This window comes from Streptomyces sp. HUAS MS02 (assembly GCF_055702265.1).
In genome coordinates, this window is sequence record NZ_CM146747.1 from 2,308,170 (window position 1) to 2,326,315 (window position 18,146).

General features: G+C 72.3%; 11 protein-coding genes. 2 read left to right on the plus strand and 9 right to left on the minus strand.

Going from position 1 to position 18,146, the window contains the following annotated elements; all coding sequences use genetic code 11:
* Positions 1–10: 10 nt before the first annotated feature.
* On the minus strand, positions 11–1,018 hold the full coding sequence (gene argF / locus ACZ9QC_RS09840; RefSeq protein WP_472919822.1) for an ornithine carbamoyltransferase: 1,008 nt from the start codon (positions 1,016–1,018) through the stop codon (positions 11–13).
* A 118-nt stretch (positions 1,019–1,136) separates the two neighbouring features.
* Positions 1,137–2,360: an arginine deiminase gene (locus ACZ9QC_RS09845; protein WP_472919823.1), complete on the minus strand. Its 1,224-nt coding sequence runs from the start codon at positions 2,358–2,360 to the stop codon at positions 1,137–1,139.
* A gap of 194 nt (positions 2,361–2,554) precedes the next feature.
* On the opposite strand from ACZ9QC_RS09845, the gene ACZ9QC_RS09850 reads away from it, so the two are divergent.
* Both ACZ9QC_RS09850 and ACZ9QC_RS09855 read left to right on the plus strand, forming a co-directional pair.
* A complete protein-coding gene (locus ACZ9QC_RS09850) occupies positions 2,555–3,670 on the plus strand; it encodes an SPFH domain-containing protein (RefSeq protein WP_472919824.1) in 1,116 nt (371 codons plus the stop codon).
* Entirely contained in the window at positions 3,667–4,566 is a 900-nt protein-coding gene (locus ACZ9QC_RS09855; RefSeq protein WP_472919825.1) for an NAD(+)/NADH kinase, read from the plus strand. The genes ACZ9QC_RS09850 and ACZ9QC_RS09855 overlap by 4 nt, the downstream gene beginning before the upstream one ends.
* Positions 4,567–4,800: 234 nt before the next feature.
* On the opposite strand, the gene uppS is transcribed toward ACZ9QC_RS09855, so the two are convergent.
* The 7 genes from uppS to ACZ9QC_RS09890 form a co-directional block, all read right to left on the minus strand.
* Complete coding sequence (gene uppS, locus ACZ9QC_RS09860) at positions 4,801–6,657, minus strand: polyprenyl diphosphate synthase (protein WP_472919826.1); 1,857 nt, start codon at positions 6,655–6,657, stop codon at positions 4,801–4,803.
* Positions 6,658–6,875: 218 nt separating this feature from the next.
* Positions 6,876–9,452: a polynucleotide kinase-phosphatase gene (locus ACZ9QC_RS09865; protein WP_472919827.1), complete on the minus strand. Its 2,577-nt coding sequence runs from the start codon at positions 9,450–9,452 to the stop codon at positions 6,876–6,878.
* On the minus strand, positions 9,449–11,077 hold the full coding sequence (locus ACZ9QC_RS09870) for a 3' terminal RNA ribose 2'-O-methyltransferase Hen1 (protein WP_472919828.1): 1,629 nt from the start codon (positions 11,075–11,077) through the stop codon (positions 9,449–9,451). The genes ACZ9QC_RS09865 and ACZ9QC_RS09870 overlap by 4 nt, the downstream gene beginning before the upstream one ends.
* Positions 11,078–11,219: 142 nt before the next feature.
* The gene (locus ACZ9QC_RS09875; RefSeq protein ID WP_472919829.1) at positions 11,220–14,090 is read right to left on the minus strand and encodes an esterase-like activity of phytase family protein; all 2,871 of its coding nucleotides are present in this window, start codon (positions 14,088–14,090) and stop codon (positions 11,220–11,222) included.
* Positions 14,091–14,248: 158 nt separating this feature from the next.
* On the minus strand, positions 14,249–15,184 hold the full coding sequence (locus ACZ9QC_RS09880; protein WP_472919830.1) for an ABC transporter permease: 936 nt from the start codon (positions 15,182–15,184) through the stop codon (positions 14,249–14,251).
* A complete protein-coding gene (locus ACZ9QC_RS09885; RefSeq protein ID WP_472919831.1) occupies positions 15,181–16,521 on the minus strand; it encodes an ABC transporter permease in 1,341 nt (446 codons plus the stop codon). Before ACZ9QC_RS09885 ends, ACZ9QC_RS09880 begins: the two co-directional genes overlap by 4 nt.
* Positions 16,521–18,137, minus strand: a complete 1,617-nt coding sequence (locus ACZ9QC_RS09890) for an ABC transporter ATP-binding protein (RefSeq protein ID WP_472919832.1) — start codon at positions 18,135–18,137, stop codon at positions 16,521–16,523. Before ACZ9QC_RS09890 ends, ACZ9QC_RS09885 begins: the two co-directional genes overlap by 1 nt.
* Positions 18,138–18,146 lie beyond the last annotated feature (9 nt).

Consider the following 18,146-nt stretch of genomic DNA (forward strand, 5'->3'; position numbering starts at 1 on the left):
GGTACCGGCCTCACGCCAGGGTCGCCACCAGGACCGCCTTGATCGTGTGCAGCCGGTTCTCCGCCTCGTCGAAGACGACGGAGTGCGCCGACTCGAACACCTCGTCCGTGACCTCCAGCGAGTCCAGCCCGTGCAGCTCGTGGATCTCGCGGCCCACCTTGGTGCCGAGGTCGTGGAAGGCCGGCAGGCAGTGCAGGAACTTGACGTCCGCGTTGCCGGTGGCCCGCAGCACGTCCATGGTCACGGCGTACGGGGAGAGCGCCCCGATGCGCTCGTCCCAGACCTCCTTGGGCTCCCCCATGGAGACCCAGACGTCCGTGGCGACGAAGTCGGCGCCCTCGACCCCCTCATGGATGTGCTCGGTGAGGGTGATCCGCGCGCCGCTGATCTCGGCGAGCTTGCGGGCGTGGGTGACGATCTCCTCGGCCGGCCAGTAGGCCTGCGGGGCGACGATCCGGACGTCCATGCCGAGCAGGGCCCCGGTGACCAGGTAGGAGTTGCCCATGTTGAAACGGGCATCGCCGAGGTAGGCGAAGACCATCTCGCCCAGCGGCTTGTCGCTGTGCTCGGTCATGGTCATCACGTCGGCCAGCATCTGGGTGGGGTGCCAGTCGTCGGTGAGCCCGTTGTAGACCGGCACCCCGGCGAACGCCGCCAGCTCCTCGACGTTCGCCTGGCTGTCACCCCGGTACTCGATCGCGTCGAACATCCGGCCGAGCACCCGCGCGGTGTCCTTGACCGACTCCTTGTGGCCCATCTGGGAGCCGGACGGGTCCAGGTAGACCGTCCGGGCGCCCTGGTCGGCCGCGGCGACCTCGAACGCGCAGCGGGTGCGCGTCGAGGTCTTCTCGAAGATGAGCGCGATGTTCCTGCCCCGCAGGTGCTGGGTCTCCGCCCCGGCCTTCTTGGCCGCCTTCAGCTCCACGGCCAGCTCGATCAGCCCGCGGAACTCCTCCGCGGTGAAGTCCAGCTCCTTGAGGAAGTGGCGCCCGGCGAGGGCGTGGGGAACGGTCGCCATGGGGCGCTCCTGGGTCGACGGGACGGGGACAGCGAGAGGAAGACTGGAAGTATATACGATGTTCCACATTTCTATACGGCGCCCTCCATGCCGCCGCGGATCCCTACACCCCGGATCCCTACACCGCGGATCTCTCCACCGGACAGCTCATGCAGCGCGGCCCGCCCCTCCCCCGCCCCAGCTCGCTGCCGGGGATCTCTATGACCTCGATGCCCTGCTTGCGCAGATGCGTGTTGGTGGTGGCGTTGCGCTCGTAGGCGACGACGACGCCGGGCTCGACGGCGAGGACGTTGCAGCCGTCGTCCCACTGCTCGCGTTCGGCGGCGTGGACGTCCTGCGTGGCGGTGAGCACCCGGATCGCGTCGAGACCGAGCGCGGCGGCGATAGCGCGGTGCATGTGCTCCGGCGGGTGATCGGTGACCTTGAGCTCCTTCTCCCCGACACCGGGCTCGATGGTGTACGAGCGGAGCATGCCGAGTCCGCCGTACTGGGTGAAGGTGTCGCCGTCGACCATGGTCATGACGGTGTCGAGGTGCATGAAGGCCCGGCGCTTGGGCATGTCGAGGGCCACGATGGTCTGCGCGGAGCCGGCGGCGAAGAGCTTGTGCGCGAGCATCTCGACGGCCTGCGGGGTGGTGCGCTCACTCATGCCGATGAGGACGGCCCCGTTGCCGATGACGAGGACGTCGCCGCCCTCGATGGTCGACGGGTAGTCGGCCTGACCCTCCGACCAGACGTGGAAGGTCTCGGTACGGAACAGCGGGTGATGCCGGTAGATCGCCTCGAAGTGGACGGTCTCGCGCTGACGGGCCGGCCAGCGCATGGCGTTGATGGACACCCCGTCGTAGATCCAGGCGGAGGTGTCGCGGGTGAAGAGGTGGTTGGGGAGCGGGTCGAGGAGGAAGTCGTCCAGATCCATGACGTGGAAGCGGACGGAGGCCGGCTCCATGTGGGCGTCTAGGAACTCGCGCTTGGTCATGCCGCCGATCAGCGCCTCGACCAGCCCGTCCACGGGCAGCGATTCGAAGGCGGCCCTGAGATGGTCCGTGGCGAGCGGGCCGTACTCCTTCTCGTCGAAGACGCGGTCCAGGACGAGTTGCCGGGCCTGCGGAATCCGCATGACGTCGGTGAGGAGGTCGCCGAAGAGGTGGACGGCGACGCCTCGGTCGCGCAGCACGTCGGCGAATCCGTCGTGCTCGGCGCGCGCCCGGCGCACCCACAGGACGTCGTCGAAGAGCAGCGCGGTCTTGTTGCTGGGGGTGAGCCGTTTGAGCTCAAGATCCGGCCGGTGCAGGATGACGCGGCGCAGGCGCCCGGCCTCGGAGTCGACATGGAATCCCATGCCCTCATCCTGACCATTCGGGCGCGTGTTCACCCGCCGGTCGGCCGAATCGGAATCCTTCCGCCACCTCCATCTCGTCCCCTTGACGATAAAGGGATGTCCCCGTTATCGTCTAAGTGACGCGAATCGCTCGCCGCCCGGACACCGGGGGCGGGCTCGCGGACACGTCCGGCGGCACCAGAGGGGGACCATCCATGGCCGACATCACCAGACGGCTCGGCTGGCGGCATCTGCGCGGAGCGCCCACCGCGCACATCCGCCACCACCGCTCCGGGCGGCTCGCGCACGACGGTCCGGGGCTGAGCTTCTGGTACCGGTCGCTCAGCGCCGCGCTCTCCGAGATCCCGGTGGACGACCGGGAACTGGCGATGACCTTCCACGCCCGTACGTCCGACTTCCAGGACGTGGCGGTGCAGGCGACGGTGACGTACCGGGTGAGCGACCCGGCGATCGCCGCCGCCCGGCTCGACTTCTCCATCGACCCCGACACGGGGGTCTGGCGCGGCGCTCCGCTGGAGCAGCTGTCGACCCTGCTGACGGAGACGGCCCAGCAGCACGCGCTGGACGTCCTGGCCCGTACGACGCTGGCGTCCGCCCTGGTCGACGGGGTCGCGGCGGTCCGGGAACGGGTGGCGAGCGGGCTGGCGGCCGAGCCACGGCTGCCGGCCACCGGGATCGAGATCGTGGCCGTCCGCGTGGTGGCGCTGCGGCCCGAGCCCGAGGTGGAACGGGCGCTGCGCACACCGGCGCGGGAGCAGATCCAGCAGGAGGCCGACCGGGCGACGTACGAGCGCCGGGCCGTGGCCGTCGAGCGGGAGCGGGCCATCGCCGAGAACGAGCTGGCCAGCCAGATCGAACTCGCCCGGCGCGAGGAGCAGTTGGTCGAGCAGCGGGGCACCAACGCGCGGCGCGAGGCGGAGGAGAGGGCCGCCGCCGACGCGGTGAAGGCGGGCGCGGAGGCGGCCCGGACGGTACGGCTGACCGAGGCGGAGGCCGAACGCACCGTGAAGCTCGCCGAGGCCGAGGCCACGCGGAGTGTGAAGCTGGCGCAGGCGGAGGCGGCACGGCAGGTCAAGCTCGCCGAGGCCGAGGCGCGGGCCGCGCGGGAGGTGGGCGCGGCGCGGGCCGAGGCACAGGCGGCGTGGCTGCGGGTGCATGCCGAGGTGGACGCGGCGACGCTGCACGCGCTGACCGGGACGCGGCTCGCGGAGAACCTGCCGCGGATCGAGAGTGTGACGGTGTCGCCCGATGTGCTGACCGGGCTGCTGTCCAGGCTCGGCGGCGGGTCGGGCGGCGGGGACCGGGCGTGAGTCTGGCGCCGCGTGTGGTGCTGGTCCATCGCACCACCGAGTACGAGGAGTTGGTGGCCCGGCACGGCACGCACGGGCAGGCCGCCTTCTTCCTGCGGTCCCGGGGGCGGGACATCGAGGACGTGGCCGAGCGGCACCGGCGGGAACGCGCGGCGCTCGCCGAGGTCGCCTCCTCGGTGCCGCTGACATGGCGTCAGTCTCGGGTCGAGCGGGGCGATCTGGACCGCTTTCTGTTCGCCCCCGAGGACGTGGTGGTCGTGGTCGGGCAGGACGGGCTGGTCGCCAACGCGGCGAAGTACCTCGCGGGGCAGCCGGTGGTGGGGATCAACCCCGATCCCCGGCGCAATCCGGGGGTGCTGGTGCGGCATCGGCCGGAGCAGGCCGCAAAGTTGCTGACCGCTTCGGTCCAACACACCAGTCAAGTCGACGAGTTGACGATGGTCGAGGCCGTCGCGGACGACACGCAGCGGCTGGTGGCGCTCAACGAGATCTACCTCGGCGCGGCGGGGCACCAGACCGCCCGGTACCGCCTGGGGCTCGACGGCGACAGGGGTGCCGTCGAGCCCCAGGCCTCGTCCGGGGTGCTGGTCGGGACGGGGACCGGGGCGAGCGGGTGGATCCGGTCCGTCTGGCAGGAACGGGCCAGTGCGCTGGCCCTTCCGGGGCGCGACGAGGCCCGTCTGCTGTGGTTCGTGCGTGAGGCGTGGCCGTCTCCGGCGACCGGGACGTCCCTGGTGGCGGGGGAGTTGGCGGCGGCGGCGCGGCTGCGGCTGACGGTGGAGTCGGATCGGTTGATCGTGTTCGGGGACGGGATGGAGGGGGATGCGCTGGAGCTGACGTGGGGGCAGACGGTACGGGTGGGGGTGGCGGGGGTTCGGTTGCGGTTGGTGGGCTGACGCGGGGGCGCCGCCGGTTCGGTGCGTTCTCGGGTGCGGGCCGGTGGGGCTTCTCGCGCAGTTCCCCGCGCCCCTGAAAAGCAGGGGCTGCGCCCCGTGCTTTTCACCCCCGCAGCCCCGCCGCTCTTCAGGCCCGCAGGGCCTGGTCTTTCAGGGGCGCGGGGAACTGCGCGACCAGCCCCCACTCACCCGCACCCGGCCACGAACCCGCAGCCCCGAGACCGTGACCGGCAGTTACTCGGCCCCGTCGGCGGACGCCGCCCCCTTGCGGCGCTTGCGGTGGGTGTAGGCCACTACCGCCTCCCACAGATCGCGGCGGTCCACCTCGGGCCAGGGCTGGTCCGTGAAGTGGAGCTCCGCGTAGTGCGCGTGCCAGGGGAGGAAGTTGGACGTGCGGATCTCACCGCTGGTGCGCCACAGGAGGTCCACGTCGGGCATGGCGTGATGAGGCAGGTGCGCGGCGAAGAGCTGTTCCGAGACCCGGGACGGATCGACCTCGCCCGCGAGCGCGGCACGCGCCAACGCCGCGCCCGCCTGGGCGAGTTCGGCCCGGCCGCCGTAGTTGACGCAGACGTTGAGCGTGAGGCCGGTGCGGTTGCGGGTGGCGTGCTCCTGGGCGCGGAGGACCTCCACCACGTCCTCCGGGAGGCCGTCGGGAGAGCCGACCCAGCGCAGTCGTACGTCGTGGTCGAGCAGTTCACCGTCGAGCAGCTCGGCGCGCATGATCGCGAAGAGTTTGGAGACCTCGTCGGGCGACCGCTTCCAGTTCTCGGTGGAGAAGGCGTAGACCGTCAGATGGGCGAGGCCGATCTCCAGCGCGCCCTGGACGACGTCGCGCAGGGCGACCGCTCCGGCCCGGTGGCCCTCGTCGCGGGGCAGCCCGAGCCCGGTGGCCCAGCGTCCGTTGCCGTCCATGACGATCGCCACGTGCTGGGGCAGGTGCGCCTCGGCTATGGCAGGTGGGCGGGCGCCGTCGTGGTGCGGGCGCGGGGGCAGCGGCGGTTCGGCGATCCGCGTGACGAGCCGTTCGGGGCCGGTGAGGGGGCCCGGAGCCGAGTCGTCCCCGGTGCCGCCGCCGGACGACGCGCCCCCGGCCGCCCTAGCCGGGGCGTCGTCCCTGCCCGGCGGCAGCGTCAGCCGCCACACCACGGCGGCTCGGGCGCGGGCCGGGCCCACGATCCGCCACTCGGTGTGCCGGGGCACGCGTACCGGGCGGTGCAGGACGGCCGAGCCGGAGCGTTCGATCGCGTCCAGCTCCGCGCCGAAGAGTTCGACCGCGGTGTCGAGCACGATGGCGGGGCCCAGCGGCAGCGTGTTCCGCAGCGCCCGGCGGGAACTCTCCAGCCACTGCCGGGCCTGGTCGACGAGGTGCGCGACCAGCCGCCGGACGGCCGGGGTCCACGCGCGGGAGATCAGCTCGTCCCGGGTCACGCCGTGGCGGTCGAGGACCTCGGCGGGGAACCACACCTGCCCGGCGTCGAGGTCCTCGGGGAGGTCGCGGAGCATGTCGGCGAGGAACAGACCGTCCACGAACCGGGTGAAGCCCGGGAGGTCGCGCAGCCGCACGGGGACGGGCAGTCCGGAGCGGACCAGCATGCGCATCAGCTGTTCGGGCCAGCTGACGTTCTGGGCGTGGGCTCGCTCCCGCCACTCCTGCCAGGTCGCGACACCCTCGCGGGCCTCGTCCCCCTGGACGGCGTCCAGGGCGCCCAGCAGATCCGCGGGGTCGAGCCCCCAGTACCAGACCGCGTCGGTCAGCGCGAGCCGTACCGGGTCGTCACTGGTGCCGTTCGCCAGGTCGGCCTCCAGCGCGGTCCGCCACTCCTGGAGCCGCCTGCTCCGCTCCTGCGGGGTGCCCTCGGTGGAGTCGAGCAGGTCGTCGGCGGAGGCGAGTGCGGCGTACAGGGCCCAGCACGCGGGGCGGACCGTCGGCGGCATCAGCTGCATGAGCGCGTACTCGGTGGGCCGGGTCGTGCGGACCAGGCGGCGGCACTCGTCGTACGCGGCGTCGAGGGCCGACCGCTCTCGACCCGACCGCCCGGCGGATCCGGCTGCGGCCCGCGTTCCGGACCGCGTGGTGGTGCGACGCATGGGAAACCCCACATACCTTCGACTGGGACCGATGGGACCGACTCGGGTGACAGCGGTCGCCTGCGATCGGCTTCGATCGCTGTCTCCCCGAGCACCGCCGGAACCTCTCGAACGCGGAACACGGCCACGCCTGCTCGCGACATTATCAGCCGCAATGTCATGTCACGGGCGCGGGTCCGCCCGCCACGGACGAGGGTCGTCCGTGGCGGGCGTCGGTCTCACAGCCGGGGGTCGACGGGCTCCGACTCCAGGGCCAGTACCCCGAACACCGCCTCGTGCACCCGCCACAGCGGCTCTCCTTCGGCGAGCCGGTCCAGGGCCTCCAGACCCAGGGCGTACTCGCGCAGGGCGAGGGACCGCTTGTGGTTGAGGAACCGGCCGCGCAGCCGGGCGAGGTTCTCCGGACGGGTGTACTCCGGGCCGTAGATGATCCGCAGGTACTCCCGGCCCCTGCACTTGATGCCCGGCTGGACCAGCCGCCCCTGGCCGCTGCGCACCACCGCGCCGACCGGCTTGACGACCATGCCCTCGCCGCCGCGGCCGGTCATCTCCAGCCACCAGTCGATGCCCGCGCGCACCGAGGCCTCGTCCCCGGTGTCGACGAAGAGGCGCCGGGTGGTCTGCAACAGACCGCTGACGTCGTACTCGACGAGCCGGTCGAGGAGCGCGAGCTGTTCGTCGTGCGGGAGCGCGGCGAGGCTGCGGCCCTGGACCGCGAGGATCTGGAAGGGGGCGAGCCGGACGCCGTCCAGGCCCTCGGTGGGCCAGCAGTAGCGCCGGTACGCCTCCGTGAACGCGGCGGCGTCGGCGGCCCGCTCGCGCTGCTTGCCCAGCAGCTCGCCCACGTCGACACCGCGTGCCGCCGCGCCCTCCAGGGCGGCCAGCGCACCCGGGAACACCGCGCCGGAGGCGGCGCCGACGGCCGCGTACTGGGTGCGCAGCAGCCCGGACGCCTTCAGGGACCAGGGCATCAACTCGGCGTCCAGCAGCAGCCAGTCGGTGTCGAGTTCGTCCCAGAGCCCGGCCGCCGTGACGGCCTCGCGGATCCGGGCGAGGACCAGCTCGGTGCGCGCCTCGTCGTCGAAGAACGGGCGGCCGGTACGGGTGTAGAGGGACCCGGTGGGCCCGTTCACGCCGAAGCGGTCGCGGGCGGCGTCCGCGTCGCGGCAGACCAGGACGACCGCCCGGGAACCCATGTGCTTCTCCTCGCACACGACCCGCGCGACACCGTCCTCCTTGTACTGCGCGAACGCCTCAGCCGGGTGCTCCAGGTAGCCCTCGACATGCGAGGTCGCGGTCGGCGCCATGGTCGGCGGCAGGTACGGCAGCAGCCGCGGGTCGACCGCGAAACGGCTCATGACCTCCAGGGCCGCGGCCGCGTTCTCCTCGCGGACCGACACCCGGCCGGCGTGCCGGGTCTCGACGACCCGACGGCCGTGCACGTCCGCCAGGTCCAGCGGCCTGCCCTCGTGGCCGCCGGGTGCCTCGGTGGCCAGCGGCCTGGCCGGCTCGTACCAGACCTTCTCGGCCGGTACGTCGACGAGTTCGCGCTCCGGCCAGCGCAGCGCGGTGAGCCTGCCGCCGAAGACGGCACCCGTGTCGAGGCAGATGGTGTTGTTCAGCCAGGTGGCGGTGGGCACCGGGGTGTGGCCGTAGACCACGGCGGCGCGGCCCCTGTAGTCCTCCGCCCACGGGTAGCGCACCGGCAGCCCGAACTCGTCGGTCTCGCCCGTGGTGTCGCCGTACAGGGCGTGGCTGCGGACCCGGCCGGAGGTGCGGCCGTGGTACTTCTCCGGCAGACCGGCGTGACAGACGACCAGCTTTCCGCCGTCGAGGACGTAGTGGCTGACGAGGCCGTCGATGAACCGTCGCACCTCCTGCTTGAACTCCTCGCTCTCGTCCTCCATCTGCGCGATGGTCTCGGCGAGCCCGTGGGTGTGCTGGACGTTGCGGCCCTTCAGGTAACGGCCGTACTTGTTCTCGTGGTTGCCGGGCACGCAGAGCGCGTTGCCGGAGCCGACCATCGACATCACGCGGCGCAGCACGGCCGGGCTGTCCGGCCCCCGGTCGACCAGGTCGCCGACGAAGACGGCCGTACGGCCTTCCGGGTGGACGCCGTCCACGTAGCCCAGCTTGCCGAGCAGCGACTCCAGTTCGCTCGCGCAGCCGTGGATGTCGCCGACGATGTCGAACGGGCCGGTGAGGTGGGTGAGGTCGTTGAAGCGCTTCTCGGTGACGATCGTGGCGTGGTCGATCTCCTCGACGCCGCGCAGGACGTGCACCTTGCGGAAGCCCTCGCGCTCCAGGTGCCTGAGGGAGCGGCGCAGTTCGCGGGTGTGGCGCTGGATGACGCGGCGCGGCATGTCGGCGCGGTCGGTGCGGGCCGCGTTGCGCGCGGCGCACACCTCCTCCGGTACGTCGAGCACGACGGCGATCGGCAGCACGTCGTGCTTGCGGGCCAGTTCGATCAGCTGCCTGCGGGAGTCCTGCTGCACGCTGGTCGCGTCGACGACGGTACGGCGGCCGGCCGCGAGGCGCTTGCCCGCGATGTAGTGGAGCACGTCGAAGGCGTCCTTCGTCGCGCTCTGGTCGTTCTCGTCGTCCGCGACGAGTCCCCGGCAGAAGTCGGAGGAGATGATCTCGGTGGGCTTGAAGTGGCGTCGGGCGAACGTGGACTTGCCCGAGCCGGAGGCGCCGATCAGCACCACGAGGGAGAGGTCGGTGACGGGCAGGATGCGCCCCTCGGGGGTCTCCCCGGTCGTGTTGCCGGTGGTGGTTCCGGTGGTCTCGCTCATGCCGCGTTCGCCTCCTTCTTGTTCGTGGTGTCGGTCTTGTTCGTGGTGCCGGTCGTGGCCGTGGTCATGTCGAACACGGCCATCTGGGTGGGCGGCCCCACCTCAGGGTCGTCGGGCCCGACGGGCACGAACCGGACCTGGTAGCCATGCCGTTCGGCCACGGTCGTCGCCCAGGCGCGGAACTCCTCCCGGGTCCACTCGAAGCGGTGGTCGCTGTGCCGGGCGTGCCCGGCGGGAAGGGATTCCCAGCGGACGTTGTACTCGACGTTCGGGGTCGTCACGAGGACGGTGCGGGGGCGGGCCGAGCCGAACACGGCGTACTCCAGGGCCGGCAGCCGGGCCGGGTCGATGTGCTCGACGACCTCGCAGAGCACGGCGGCGTCGTAGCCCTTGAGCCGCTTGTCGGTGTAGGCGAGGGAGCTCTGGAAAAGCTGGACGCGGGCGGCCTGGCGCTCGCCCATGCGGTCGAGCTTGAGGCGGCGGGAGGCGATGGTGAGCGCGCGCATCGAGACGTCCGTACCGACGATCTCGGTGAAGCGGACGTCCTTGAGCAGCGCCTGCACCAACTGGCCCTGACCGCAGCCCAGGTCGAGGACGCGGGCGGCCCCGGAGTCCTTGAGGGCGGCGATGATCGCGTCACGCCGCTGCACGGCCAGCGGAGTCGACTTCTCGACGGACTCGGCCCCGGTCTCGGCCCCGGCCCCGGTCTCGGTCTCGGGCCCGGTCTCGGCGACGGCCCGCGGCTCGACGACGGCCCCCGGCTCGGCCTCGGTCTCGGCCGCGATCTCGCCGTCGGCCTCCGGGTCCACGGATTCCTCGACCGCGTTGTCGATCTCCTCGATCTCGCTGTCGTCGGCCTCGGCCAGCCGGACGAGTTCCATGCGCTCCATGGCCTGCCGGGTCAGCGACCAGCGGCGGGACAGGTACCGGCTGGTGATCAGCTTGTGCTCGGGGTGGTCCGGGAGCCAGCCCTCGCCGACGCGCAGCAGCTTGTCCACCTCGTCGGACGACACCCAGTAGTGCTTGGCGTCGTCGAGCACCGGCAGCAGCACGTACAGGTGGCGCAGCGCCTCGGCGAGGGTCAGCGACTCCGACTCCAGGACGAGCCGTACGTAGCGGGAGACGCCCCATTCGGGGAACTGGGTGTCCAGCGGCACCGCCTCGGCGGTGACGGTCCAGCCGAGTGGCACGAACAGCTTGACGACGAGGTCCGGGCCACCGCGGGCGGGCAGCGCCGGTATCTCGACGCGCAGCGGGCGGACCTGCTCCGGGAGTTCGGGGCGGGCCTTGCACTGGCCGCGCACAGCGCTGGAGAAGACGTCGTTCAGCGCGACGGCGAGCAGGGAGGAGGCCGCGTACGGGCGGTCGTTGACGTACTGGGCGAGCGCCGCGTCGGGGGCGCCGCCGCGGCCCTTGCCCTTGCCCCTTCTGACCAGTGCCACCGCGTCCACCTCCAGCAGCAGCGCGGCCGTGCACCGCTCGACGTCCGCCTCGGGGTAGAGGACGTGCGCCGTGCCGTAGGAGGTGGAGAACGCCTGCGCGTTGTCGGGATGCTTGTGCAGCAGGAAACCGAGATCGGTCGCGGGGCGCTCTGGGGTGCCGGTGGTACTGATCGTCAGGAACACGGTGAGGTTGCCTCATGGTGGGTGTCTGTGATGGACGCCCAACGTACAGCGAAGGATCAGTGCGCACTCAGGCATTTTCGCCGGAGGACCGCCCCCGCGTCGTGGCCGCGGCCGACCCCGCGGCCACGACGGGGGCCCGGCATCAGGGCAGTTCGGTGACCCGGTCGGTGCCCGGTGGGGCGACGGGGCTCCGGGCGGTGAGGTAGTCGGTGAGGGCGGTGATGTCGTCTCCGCCGCCGACGCTGTTCCCGCCCTCGGCGAAGGTGGTGAAGCCGTCGCCGCCGGCCGCGAGGAAGGTGTTGGCGGTCACCCGGTAGGTGGCGTCCGGGTCCAGGGTCTCGCCGTCGAGCTTGATCGAGGACGGGTCGATGCGGTCACCGACGGGGGCGCTGCGGGAGAAGGAGTAGGTCAGACCCTTGGAGATGCCCAGCATCAGGGTGGGCGCACGGGTCCCGGAGTCGTTGAACTGCTCCTCCAGGATCTTCTCGATCTGTGCTCCGGTGAGGTCCACCGACACCAGGGAGCCGGCGAAGGGCTGTACGGCGAAGGCCTCGGCATAGGTGATCTCGCCGGGTGCCTCGCCGCCCGTGGAGGAGGCGTGCACCAGGTCGGCCCGGACGCCGCCGGGGTTCATCAACGCGATCCGCGCGCCGCCCCGTTCGGGTGCCGAGGTCGCCGCGAGCTGCGCGTCGGCGACCAGGTTCGCGAGGTCCGACTCGGCGTCGCGGGTCTCGGAGCGGGTGATGTCGGCGGTGACACTGCCGACGACCTTGTTGGCCAGGGGCGCCGAGAGGGCCTTCCACTTGTCGATGACGGCGGTCTGGTCGGCGTCCTTGGCGCCGGTGCGGGTGACGAGGTGGTTCATGGCGGCCACCCGGTCCCGTACGACGTCGCCGGTGCGGCGGTCCACGGGCAGGCGGGTCTCGGTGACGACCCGGCCGAAGGAGGAGGCCGAAGTGACCGTGCGGGGGTGGCCTGCGGGGTCGGGCAGGGTGCAGACGTACGGCTGGTGGGTGTGGCCGGTGACGACGGCGTCGACGGCCGGGTCGAGGTGCTTCGCGATGTCGACGACGGGGCCGGAGATGCCGTCGCACTGCCCGTACGAACCGGCCTGGACGCCGCCCTCGTGGAGCAGGACCACGATCGCCTCGACGCCCTGGCGGCGCAGTGCGCGGGCGGCGGCGTCGGCGGTCTCGACCTCGTCGGCGAAGCGTACGGACGTGATGCCGGACTGGCCGGTGACCGCGGGGGTGCCCTCCAGGGTCATGCCGATGAAGCCGACCTTGACGCCGTCCACCTTCTTGACCCAGGTGGGCGCGAGGAGCGGCTTTCCGGTGGTGCGGTCGAGGACGTTGGCGGCGAGCCACGGGAAGGCGGAGCCGTCGTACGGCTCGCCCTCGATGTAGCAGCCGTCCTCGGGGTGGCAGCCGCCGTGCTGGATGCGCAGCAGTTCCTCGGTGCCCTCGTCGAACTCGTGGTTGCCGACGCTCGTGACGTCCAGGCGCAGCTTCTCCATGGATTCGACGGTCGGTTCGTCGTGGAAGAGGCCGGAGAGGAAGGGGCTGGCGCCGATGACGTCGCCGGCGGCGACGGTCAGGGAGGCGTCGGTGCCCTGGCGGAGCTGCCCGAGCCGGGTCGCCAGGTACTCGGCGCCGCCGACCGGGGTGGACTTCGGGTCCAGCTTGGAGCCGAGGGTGGCGTCACGGCCCGTGGGCGGCTCCAGGTTGCCGTGGAAGTCGTTGAAGGAGAGGAGCTGGACGTCGACGGTGTCCGGCTGCTTCGGGACGGCAGGGACGCCGCCGGTCAGGACGCCGGGGCGGACGGACAGCAGATGGAACTTGGTGACGCTGCCGTTGAAGCCGAAGTTGTCGTCGGCGACGAGGACGAGGGTGCGGGAGCCGTCGGGGAGAGTGGGGCCCCAGGTGATGCCCTCGACGTTGTCGGCGTCCGTGCCGGAGAGGGTGAAGTCGTACAGCAGCTTCTTCGGCATGGGCCGCTCCGCGCCGGACAGTTTCTCCTCGCCGCGTACGTCCGTGGCGCCGCGGGTGGTCGTCCAGTACAGGCGGATCGCGAAGCCCACGCCGGAGGCGAAGGAGCGTTCGACGGTGAGGTAGTCGGTCTTGTTGATCGCGAGGATCTCGGAGACGCCCCGGTCGGCCGCGTAGGTGCCGACGGGGGCGGGCAGCGGGGCGGTGGGCGCGGCGGAGATCGGGTCGACCTCGTAGACGTGTTCAGCCTCGGGCTTGCCGGTGCGGCGGTCCATGACCAGCAGCCGCGAGGGGCTCTTCGCGGTCAGCCCGGCCGCCGGGCCGTCCTGGACGAGCGCGTTCTCGGTGATCGTGACGGCCTCGCGGCCGTCCGGGGAGAGGGTCAGCCCTTCCAGGGCCTGGTTGTTGCGGACACCGGCGACGAGGGTGCCCGCCTCCGAGCGGACCGGGGCGTACGCCTTCGGCAGGGGCAGTTCGCGCAGGTACGCGCCGGACGGGGAGGTCTCGCGGACGAAGGCCGGCTGTCCGGAGGCGGAGGCGCCCTCGCTGGTCCACAGCAGGCCCTTGCCGCCGGGGTTCCAGCGGATCGCCTCCGGGTCGACGGCCTTGGCGGCGAAGGGTGCGCCGGTGGTGTCGTCGAGGACGGTCAGCGCGTCGAGGGTGGGCCTGTCCTCGGCGAACTTCTCTCCGTCGAGGGGGAGTCGGAGGGTGTAGAAGCGGGCCTTGCCGTTCTCGGAGCGGTCGTCGCTGAGGGTGGCGTACGTGTGGGTTCTCGGGTCGTAGTCGATGCCGGAGAGTCCGCCGAAGGGCATGCCGAACTCGGTGGTGCCGGCGGGGACGGTGAGGGTGTCGAGGAGGGTGATGCCGTTCTGGGTCTTCCTGGGGGTGCCGTCCGCCTCGGGGGCGGCGTCGGCGGCGAGGTTGTTGGTGAGGGTCAGGCCGCCGAGAAGGGCGGAGGCGGTGAGGGCGGCGAGGCCGACGCGTCTGCGTCTGTGCCTGCCGGTGAGCCGTCTGGGTCCGGGCATGGGTGTTCCTTCCGGGGAGGGGAGGGGAGGGGTGCGGACGGTGAGGGGTGGTGCTGGTGCGTCGCGGGGTGCGGGTGGGTGGGGGCTGGTCGCGCAGTTCCCCACGCCCCTTGAAAGACCGGCCCTGCGGGCCGAAAAGCACGGGGCGGCAGCCGGAATCAGAGGGACGCCGGGGCGACTTCCCCCGCGCCCCTCCGCTTCCTCCGCCACGCGTACGCCGCCAGGGCGACCAGGGTCATCGCGTACGGGATGGTCGACACCAGTTGCGGTGGGACGTCGAGGGTGCCGAGCTGGACCGCCAGGGCCTCGGCCGCGCCGAAGCCGAGGGCGGCGAGGAAGACGCCCCAGGGGCGCAGGCCGCCGAGGAAGACCGCGGCGAGGGCGATGAAGCCGCGGCCGGCGGTCATGTCCCGGACGAAGAAGGACACGTACCCCATGCTGAGGAAGACCCCCGCGAGACCGGCGAGCGCGCCGCTGAGCGCGAGGCCCGCGTACTGGACGCGCCGTACCGCGATGCCCACCGAGGCGGCGGCGTCCGGCATCTCGCCGACCGCGCGGAGGTGGAAGCCGAAGCGGGTGCGGTAGAAGAGCCACGCGACGAAGGGAGCCGCGAGGAAGGCCAGCCAGGTCAGCGTGTTCTGGCCGCTGAGCACGTCCCCCAGCACGGGGATGTCCTCGATGCCGGGCAGGGTGACCGTGGGCAGGGTTCCGCTCTTCAGGCCGGACGTGCCGCCCTTGTCGCCGAGGAGGGTGAAGACGGCGTAGGCGGTGCCGCCGGACGCGAGCAGGTTGAGGCCGATGCCCGCGATGATCGCGTCGGCGCCCAGTTCGAGGCGGAGCGCGGCGAGGAGGACGCCGAGCAGAACGGCCACCGTCACGCCGGCGAGCGCGCCGGCCGCGACCGATCCGCTGTAGCCGGCGACCAGCGCGCCCGTGCAGGCGGCGCTCAGCATCTGGCCCTCCAGGGCGATGTTGCTGATGCCGGCGCGTTCGGCGACGAGTCCGCCCATGGCGGCGAGCAGGTAGGGGGTGGCCACGCGCAGCACGGCCGCGAGGAAGGCGCTGCTGAGGACGACATCGAGAACGGAACTCATCGGGCCTCCCCCTCACCGCGCGCGCCGCCGGGGTGTCCGTCGCCGTCCGCGTCGTGGGCGGCGCCCGGTCGGCCCTGCGGGTCCGCGCCGCCACGGCGTCGGTCGTCGACGCGTCCGCCGGTGGCGGGAAGGCCGTGTGAGTCTCCGCCGACACCCGACCGGCCGTCGGTGTGCCCGTCGGCAATCGTCCCGCCGTTCGAGGCCGCGCCGGCGCCCGGTCCGCCGTGCGCGGCGGTGGCCGGGCCGCGGGCGAGGCGGCGTTTGAGGAGGTCCGGGAGGGCCTGGGCGGTGACCAGGAGGACGATGACCGCCTGGATCACGACCACGATCTCCGTGCCCACGTCCGTCTGCTGTTCCATGATGTCTCCCCCGGCGCGCAGGTAGGAGTAGAAGAGGCCGGCGACCACGACGACCAGCGGGTTGTTCCGGGCGAGCAGCGCCACCACGATCCCCTCGAAGGCGAGGCTCCCGGCGAGCCCGGGTTCGAGGCGCCCGTACACGCCCTGCACGAGATGCGCTCCGGCCAGGCCCGCGACGGCCCCGCCGATCACGAAGCTCCACTCGATCGCGCGGGGCACCCGGATGCCGCCGTACTCGGCGAAGTGCGGATTGGACCCGGTCATCCGGATGCGATAGCCGAGCGGGGTACGGGTGACGAGCAGCCACAGGGCGACGGCGGTGAGCAGCATCAGCAGGAAGCCGACGTTGGCGCGGCCGAAGGGGATGCCGAGCCACTCGGTGAGCGGGGTCAGCGCCGAGTCCGGCTGGATGCGCTCCGAGTGGACCGCGCTGCTGCCGGGCTCCTTCAACGGGCCGTTCACGAGGTAGTCGTAGACGCGCACGACGATGGCGTTGAGCATCAGCGTCGCCACGATCTCGTTGGCGCCGAGCCGTGCCTTCATCGAGCCGGGCACGAAGCCCATGCCGGCCCCGGCGGCCGCCGCGGCGACCAGTGGGACGATCACGGCGGCGACGGGCGGCAGCGGCAGGAAGACCGCGACGGTGGCCGCCGCGAGCGCGCCCGCGTACAGCTGGCTCTCGGCGCCCAGGCTGATCTGCCGGGCCCGGAAGGGAATGGCCACCGACAGGCCGAGCAGGGTGAGCGTGGTGGCGTCCTCCAGCCAGCGGCCGACGCGGAAGGAGCGCTCCAACGGGCCGGTGAGCAGGGCCTCGTAGGCGGCGACCGGGTCCTTGCCGGTGGCGAGGATCACGAGGAAGCCGATGACGAGGGCCACCAGGACGGTCGCCAGGGTCATGCTGAGGTCGACGGCGAGGCCCCGGCGCCGGGTGGCCCGGTACTCCCGGCGGTCCTCGCTCTCGATGAGGGTGCTGGGCATCAGGCGGTCGCCTTCCCGGAGTCGCCGGAACCGTGGTCGCCGGAACCGTGGTCGTCCAGCCCGGCTCTCAGTCGCTGCGGTGCGTGGTGTTCGACGCCGAGCATGTACAGACCGACCCGCTTCTCGGTGAGGTCCGTCGTGTCGTCGAAGCGGCCGACGAGCCGGCCGTCCTTGAGGACGAGCAACCGGTCGGAGAGGGCGAGGAGTTCGGTGAGGTCGGCGGAGATGAGGAGGACCGCCGCCCCCGCGTCGCGGGCGGCGACGAGACGCTCGTACATGAAGCGCATGGCGCCGATGTCCACGCCCCGGGTGATCTGGGAGGCGATCAACAGCCGTGGTCCAGCGGAGAGTTCGCGGGCGACGACGACCTTCTGGAGGTTGCCCCCGGACAGCGCGCGCACCGGCACCGACGGGTCGGGTGTGCGGATGGCGTAGTCCGCGACGAGCCGTTCGGCGTGGGCGCGTACGGCGGCGGGGCGCAGGACGCCCCGGCGGGCGAGGGGCGGGCGGTCGTGCCGGTCGACGACGAGGTTGTCGGCGATGGACTCGTCCAGCGCGGCCCCGTCGTGGAGGCGGTCCTCGGGGACGTATCCGATGCCGACCCGGCGGTGTCCGGCGACGTCGAGCCCGGCGGTGTCGGTGTCACCGACCCGGACCGTGCCCGAGCCCGGTCGCCGCAACCCGGCGAGGATCTCGGCGAGTTCCGTCTGCCCGTTGCCCTCGACACCGGCCACGCCGACGATCTCGCCGGCGGCGACGTCGAAGTCGATGCCGTGCAGGGACTGCCCGGTCGGGGCGGCGTAGCCCAGGTCCCGCACCCGCAGCGTGGTGGCGGCGCGCCGGGCCGGGGCGCGGTCGACGTCGAGGGTCATCTCGCGGCCGACCATCATCGCGGCGAGTTCGCGCTCGGAGGTGTCGGCGGTGGCGACGGTTCCGACGAGGGCGCCGGCCCGCATCACGCTCACCCGGTCGCTGATCTCCCGCACCTCGCGCAGCTTGTGGGAGATGAACAGCACCGTCATCCCGCCGTCGCGCAGACGTCGTACGGCAGCGAAGAGGTCCTCCGTCTCCTGCGGGGTGAGGACGGCGGTCGGCTCGTCCAGGATCAGTGTCCGGGCCCGGCGGTGGAGGGCCTTGAGGATCTCGGCGCGCTGGCGCATGCCGACCGACACCTCGTCGATACGGGCCAGCGGGTCGACAGCGAGTCCGGCCTCCTCGGCGAGCCGGGCGGTGGCCTCGACGGCCGCCCGGGCGTCGACCAGACCCCGTCGGCCGGGCTCGACGCCGAGGACGACGTTCTGGGCCACGGTGAAGGACGGCACCAGCATCAGGTTCTGGTGGACCATGCCGACACCGAGCGCGATCGCGGCCGCCGGGCCGCGCAGTACGCGGGGCCGGCCGCCGATCAGGATCTCGCCGGAGGTGGGCTGCTCCAGGCCGTAGAGCAGCTTCATCAGCGTGGACTTGCCCGCGCCGTTCTCGCCGACGACCGCGCGGATCTCACCGACCGGTACGTCGAGGTCGACGCCCCGGACCGCGCGGACGCCGTTCGCGTACGTCTTGGTGACCGCGCGGGTGGCGACGGCGGGCCCGGCCGGGTCCCATGACTCGTTCATCTCAAGGCC